The following is a 5,166-nucleotide window of genomic DNA, read 5'->3' as shown; positions in this document are numbered from 1 at the left end:
ACCGGGGTGCTGGTCACCGACGGCCAGCGCGTCCAGGCCGGAAAGGAGGGCGTCCCGGGTTCCGCCGAGGACGACGGCGCGGTGGGTGAACGCGGTGCGTCCTGTGTGGAGGGAATGACCGATGTCACGCGGGTCACGGGCGCGTTCGTCGCGGAGGAAGGAGGCGAGCCGTCCCGCCTGCTCCTGGAAGGCCGCGGCGGTCGTGCCCGAGACCGGCAGCGGGATGATCCCTGACGGGTCCGCCAGGAGCGCGGGCTTGCTCGCGTCCGCGGTGGGCTGCTCCGCCGGGGGCTGCTCCACCGGGGCGGCTTCGAGGATGACATGCGCATTGGTGCCGCTGATGCCGAACGAGGACACCCCGGCCCGGCGCGGATGGTCGTTCTCCGGCCAGTCGAGCGACTCGGTCAGCAGCCGGACGTTCCCGGCGGACCAGTCGACGTGCGTGCTGGGCCGCGTGACGTGCAAGGTCTCGGGGAGGACGCCCTCCCGGATGGCCATGACCATCTTGATGACGCCACCGACACCGGCCGCCGACTGCGCGTGCCCGATGTTGGACTTCAACGACCCCAGCCACAGGGGGCGGTCCTCCGGCCGCTCCCGCCCGTAGGTCGCCAAAAGCGCCTGCGCCTCGATCGGATCGCCCAGCGTCGTCCCCGTCCCGTGCGCCTCGACCGCGTCCACCTCGGACGCGGGCACTCCCGCCGCCGCAAGCGCCTGCCGGATCACCCGCTGCTGCGACGGCCCGTTCGGCGCGGTCAGCCCGTTGGACGCGCCGTCCTGGTTGATCGCCGAGCCGCGCACGACCGCGAGCACCTCGTGACCGTTGCGCCGCGCGTCGGACAGCCGCTCCAGGAGCACGACCGCGACGCCCTCGGACCAGGACGTCCCATCCGCCGAGTCGGAGAACGCCTTGCAGCGGCCGTCCGGGGCGAGGCCGCGCTGGCGGCTGAACGCGACGAACGGCGCGAGCGTGGACGTCACCATCACGCCGCCCGCGAGCGCGAGGCCGCACTCGCGGCGGCGCAGCGCCTCGGCGGCCAGGTGGATCGCGACGAGGGAGGACGAGCACGCCGTGTCGAGGGTGATGGCGGGGCCCTCGAAACCGAACGTGTACGCGACCCGGCCGGAGATCACCGACGCGGCGCCGGAGGTGGCCATGTAGGTCTCGGTGACCTCGGGGTCGCCCTCGATGTCGCGGTAGAGCTGCATGCCGGACCCGACGAACACACCGACGTCACGGCCCCGCTGGGAGCGGGGGTCGATCCCGGCGCGCTCGAACGCCTCCCAGGAGACCTCCAGCAGGAGTCGCTGTTGCGGGTCCGTCGCGAGCGCCTCGGCGGGGCTCATCCCGAAGAAGCCGGGGTCGAAGTCGCCCGCGTTCTCGATGAAGCCGCCCTCCAGCACGGCACTGGCGCCCGCGGCGTCCGAGCCGGCACCGGCCGCCACGTCGGCGGCGTACCGGTCGAGGTCCCAGTTCCGGTCGGTCGGAAACGCGCTGATCGCGTCCCCGCCCGTGGACACGAGCCGCCACAGGTCCTCCGGCGAGCCCACCCCACCCGGGTACCGGCAGCTCATCGCAATGATCGCGATGGGGTCGCGGTCGCGGCGCTCGACCTCCTGGAGGCGGCGGCGGGTCTGGTGCAGGTCGGCCGTGACCCGCTTCAGGTAGTCGAGAAGCCTTTCGTCGTTCGCCATCGGTTCCTCACGCGTCCTTCTGGATGGTCCGGGGAACGGCCTGCCGCCGCCGGCTCAGGAGATTCCGAGCTCGTTGTCGATGAAGTCGAAGACGTCCTCCGCGGAGGCCGTCTCCAGCCGGTTGCCGACCGGCGCTCCGGTGGTGCCGCCGAGGATCTCGGTGACCTTGGCGGCGAGGCTGTTCAGCCGCGCCCCGACCCCCGCGTCCTCGATCTCGCCGGGCGCGAGACCGGTCATGGACTCCTCGATCCGGTCGAGCGCCGCAAGGACCCCGGCCGTGCCGGCGGCGTCGTTGCCGTCCCCGCTCAGCTCCGCACGCAGGAACTCCGCGAGCGCGGCGGGCGTGGCGTAGTCGAACACCATCGTGCTCGGTAGGCGGCGGCCGGTCGCGGCGCCGAGCCTCGTCCGCAGGTCGACCGCGGCGACCGAGTCGAAGCCGAGGTCATCGAACGGGCGGGCGGCATCAAGCGTCCGCGGGTCGTCGTATCCGAGCAGCGCCGCCACATGAGTCCGGACGAGGTCCAGCAGGACCCGGCCCTGCTCGGCGGACGGGCGGCCGTCGAGCCGCGCCGCCAGCTCCGCCGCGGCAGCCGCCCCGGCCCCGCCCTCATCGGCTCCGGTTCCGCCGGACGCCGCGTCCAGCGCCTCCCGCGCGTCGGGCAGCGCGTCCAGCAGCGGCCTCGGTCGGGCGAGCGTGTAGGTCGGCGCGAACCGCGGCCAGTCGAAGTCCGCCACCACCAGTTCACCAGCGCCGTCCGCGAGCGCCTGCCGGAACGCCTCGGCGGCGCGTTCCGGCGCCATCGGCGGTGTGCCGACGCGCCGCAGGATCGCCGCGAGCTCCGCGTCCACCAGCCCGCCGTCCCAAGGCCCCCAGGCGAGGGCCGTCGCGGGGCGTCCGAGGGCGCGGCGCCGCTGGGCGACCGCGTCCAGGACGGCATTCGCGCTCCCGTACGCGGCCTGCCCCGAGCTGCCCCAGATCGCCGACCCGGACGAGAACACCACGAAGGCGTCGAGCGGCGGCCGGTCCCGCAGCAGCTCGTCGAGGTGTGTCGCCCCGAGCACCTTGCCGTGCGCGGCGTCGGCGAAGTCGCCTAGGTCGAGGTCGGTGAGCGGGGCGATGCGCTGCCCGGCCCCGGCCGCGTGCACGACCGTGGTCAGCGGCGCGTCCGGCGGCACCGCGTCCAGCAGGCGGGCGAGCGCGTCGCGGTCGGCGACGTCGCAGGTCGCGATGGTGACGCGGGTACCGCGGGCCTCCAGTTCCGCGGCGAGTTCCGCCGCGCCCTCGGCGCGGGGGCCGCGCCGACTGGCGAGCAGCAGATGCTCCGCGCCGAAGGCGGCCAGCACCCGGGCGGTGTGCGCACCGAGTCCGCCCGTCCCACCGGTGATCAACGTCGTCCCGGCGGGCCGCCACCGCGTGCCATGCGCCGGGGCGCCGGACGGTTCGGCGCGGACCAGCCGGCGGCCGTACGCCGCGCCCGCACGGAGCGCGACCTGGTCCTCCCCCGAAGATCCGGCGAGAACGTCGCACAGCCGTGACACCGACACCGAGAGCAGCGCCGGCGCGGGCTCCGTATCCGGGCCCGGGTCGTCGTCGAGCCGCACGTCGATCACGCCGCCCCAGGTGTCCGGGTGGTCCAGTGCCATGCTCGATGCCATCCCCCACACCGCCGCCTGCCGCGCGTTCACGACCTCCCGACCAGGCTCGGCCGCCACCGCGTCGCGGGTCACGCACCACAGGGGCGCCGTCACCTCCGCGTCCTGGAGGGCCTGCGCGAGCGTGACCGTGTCGGCGAGCCCGACGGTGAGGACCGGGTACCGATCGTGCTCCCGGTCGTCCAGGGCGAGCAGCGACAGCACCCCAGCAGGCGTCGCCGCTGCGGCGCGCTCGCGCAGCGTCGCGGCGAGCTCCGCCCGGTCGGAACCGGACACCTGGACCGGCACGACATCCACGCCCCGCTCGGCCAGCACTTCCGTGACCGCGCCGACGAGCCCGCTCCGCTCCACCACCCCCGGGACCATGACCAACCACGTCCCGGTGAGGGGTGCCGACGGAAGGTCCTTCAGCGGACGCCACGCGACCCGGTACCGCCACGAGCCGAGAACGGCCTGCTCCGCCTCGCTCCGCCGCCACTCCGACAGCGCTGGGAGAACCTCGCCGAGCGCCGTCGCCTCGACACCGAGCCGCTGCGCCAGCGAGGCGGTGTCCGCATCTCCCAGCGTTTCCCAGAGCGCGGTGTCAACGGGGTCGGTGGCCGAGCCCATCTTGGGGGACGCGGGCGGGTCCGCCCAGTACCACTGCCGCTGGAAGGCGTAGGTGGGGAGGTCGATACGGCGGGCGCCGGTTCCGGCGAAGAACTTCTCCCAGGCGATGGGAACACCGTCGGCATGAAGACGCGCCAACGCGGCGATGAGGGTGGTCACTTCATCACGATCGCGGCGAGAGGCCGGGACCACCGACGCGTCGTCGACGGTGTGCTCGACCATCGGGGTCAACGCCGCGTCCGGACCCACCTCAAGAAACGTGCGCACACCCGCTTCCGCCACAAACGCGACCGCATCCGCGAACCGGACCGGACGCCGCACCTGATCCACCCAGTAACCGGCATCGACCACAGTCAGCGGCTCCCCGGTCACAGTCGACACCACCGGGATCCGCGACGACCCGAACGTAATGCCATCAAGAGCTCCGGCAAACTCATCCAGCATCGGCTCCATCAACGCCGAATGAAACGCATGCGACACCGCCAACCGACGCGTCTTCCACCCCCTGCCCGCACACACCCCCACCAACTCAGCAACACCCTCCCCACTGCCGGAAACCACCACCGACACCGGACCATTGACCGCCGCAACCTCCACACCATCCGGCAACAACGACACAACATCACCCTCCGCCGCCTGCACCGCCAGCATCGCCCCACCAGACGGAAGCGCCTGCATCAACCGGCCACGCGCACCAACGAGCACACACGCGTCAGCGAGCGAAACCATCCCGGCAACGTGAGCCGCCGCGATTTCTCCGATGGAGTGACCGACCAAGTGATCGGGGCGGACGCCCCACGACTCCAACAGGCGAAACAGCGCCACCTCAACCGCGAACAGACCGGCCTGCGCCCACATCGTCTGGTCGAGCAGGGCCTTGTCGTCCCCCCACACGACCTCGCGCAGCGAACCGTCCAACACACCATCGAACCCCGCACACACCTCATCGAACGCCGCCGCGAACACCGGGAACGCCACATGCAACTCACGACCCATCCCCAGACGCTGCGCACCCTGACCCGGAAACACCCACGCCGACAGACCACCAGCAATCCCGACCACAGCGTTCGCCGCGGGCTCACCAGCCACCACAGCCCGCAAACCACCGACCAGCTCATCCCGGTCACGCCCGAAAACCACCGCCCGGTGCTCAAACGCGGAACGCAGAACCGCACACGAGTACCCCACATCAACCGGCTCCAACAACGA

At 72.6% G+C, this 5,166-nt stretch carries 3 protein-coding genes and 1 pseudogene; 1 reads left to right on the top strand and 3 read right to left on the bottom strand.

What is annotated here, in order from left to right:
- The 3 genes and pseudogenes from JK364_RS53795 to JK364_RS58420 all read right to left on the bottom strand — a co-directional run.
- The coding region (locus JK364_RS53795; RefSeq protein ID WP_201858781.1) for a type I polyketide synthase at window positions 1-1,695 on the bottom strand (1,695 nt) is incomplete at its 3' end.
- A gap of 54 nt (window positions 1,696-1,749) precedes the next feature.
- Entirely contained in the window at window positions 1,750-4,116 is a 2,367-nt protein-coding gene (locus JK364_RS53790; RefSeq protein WP_307841721.1) for an SDR family NAD(P)-dependent oxidoreductase, read from the bottom strand.
- 12 nt (window positions 4,117-4,128) lie between these two features.
- A pseudogene (locus JK364_RS58420) lies at window positions 4,129-4,953 on the bottom strand (acyltransferase domain-containing protein); the annotation flags it as partial.
- On the opposite strand from JK364_RS58420, the gene JK364_RS58415 reads away from it, so the two are divergent.
- The coding region (locus JK364_RS58415) for a hypothetical protein (RefSeq protein WP_372462110.1) at window positions 4,936-5,166 on the top strand (231 nt) is incomplete at its 3' end. The pseudogene JK364_RS58420 and the gene JK364_RS58415 overlap by 18 nt on opposite strands.

The sequence above is a fragment of the Streptomyces endocoffeicus genome (assembly GCF_016741935.1).
Classification (GTDB): Bacteria; Actinomycetota; Actinomycetes; order Streptomycetales; family Streptomycetaceae; genus Streptomyces; species Streptomyces endocoffeicus.
The sequence above is the reverse complement of the archived record's forward strand: the minus strand, read 5'-3'. Positions and strand labels throughout refer to the sequence as shown.